Genomic DNA, 886 nt, shown 5'->3' with positions numbered 1-886 from the left:
AAAAAACTGGTGAGCCATGGAGGACTCGAACCTCCGACACCCTGATTAAAAGTCAGGTGCTCTACCGACTGAGCTAATGGCTCTTAGGAAATGGTGGAGGCTGATGGATTCGAACCACCGAACTCGTCAGAGAACAGATTTACAGTCTGCTGCGTTTGGCCACTTCGCTAAGCCTCCGTATTCAGATGGTGGCTCGGGACGGAATCGAACCGCCGACACGAGGATTTTCAGTCCTCTGCTCTACCGACTGAGCTACCGAGCCGAAAAATTGACAAAAAAATAAGCGGCGGAGTTGTTATCCTCTCCACCTCAGCGTTTAGGATATTCATTCCTGTAGTAAAGCATTCATTAGAATGGCGGAGCTGACGGGATTCGAACCCGCGTTCTCCTGCGTGACAGGCAGGCATGTTAGGCCTCTACACCACAGCTCCATATAAATTGATCAATTGTCATGCATGGTGGAGGCTGACGGGATCGAACCGCCGACCCTCTGCTTGTAAGGCAGATGCTCTCCCAGCTGAGCTAAGCCTCCATATTGGTAGCGGCGGAGGGGATCGAACCCCCGACCTCACGGGTATGAACCGTACGCTCTAGCCAGCTGAGCTACGCCGCCATATTCACTTAAGTAGCATGTCTTGTGGCGGAGAGAGAGGGATTCGAACCCTCGCACCGCTTGCGCAGTCTAACCCCTTAGCAGAGGGTCCCCTTATAGCCACTTGGGTATCTCTCCTCGACAAAGCTTGCGCCTTGAAGATCTCCAGGAGTTGCTCCCTGAAAACTAGATGCGAAACAAACGCGAATTCATGTGTTATCCTTTATTCGGGGTCCCCCGAAAAGTAATCGGAATACGCTTCGAAGCATATCGTCACTTTTTGGGGTATGTTTT

At 51.6% G+C, this 886-nt stretch carries 7 tRNA genes; all 7 read right to left on the bottom strand.

The features are described 5' to 3' along the window. Positions 1-7 precede the first annotated feature (7 nt). Positions 8-83 (bottom strand) — tRNA-Lys (locus LQ229_RS26965). 8 nt (positions 84-91) lie between these two features. After that, a tRNA-Tyr gene (locus tag LQ229_RS26960) sits at positions 92-177 on the bottom strand. A gap of 9 nt (positions 178-186) precedes the next feature. Further along, positions 187-262 (bottom strand) — tRNA-Phe (locus tag LQ229_RS26955). Positions 263-354: 92 nt separating this feature from the next. After that, positions 355-431, bottom strand: a tRNA-Asp gene (locus LQ229_RS26950). 25 nt (positions 432-456) lie between these two features. Continuing rightward, positions 457-532: transfer RNA gene (locus tag LQ229_RS26945), tRNA-Val, on the bottom strand. Positions 533-536: 4 nt separating this feature from the next. Then, a tRNA-Met gene (locus LQ229_RS26940) sits at positions 537-613 on the bottom strand. 25 nt (positions 614-638) lie between these two features. After that, positions 639-730: transfer RNA gene (locus LQ229_RS26935), tRNA-Ser, on the bottom strand. Between the last annotated feature and the right edge of the window lie 156 nt (positions 731-886).

Source organism: Paenibacillus sp. CECT 9249 (assembly GCF_918697855.1).
Lineage (GTDB): Bacteria > Bacillota > Bacilli > Paenibacillales > Paenibacillaceae > MSJ-34.
Note: the sequence above shows the minus strand (reverse complement) of the source record. Positions and strands in the feature narration are given on the sequence as shown.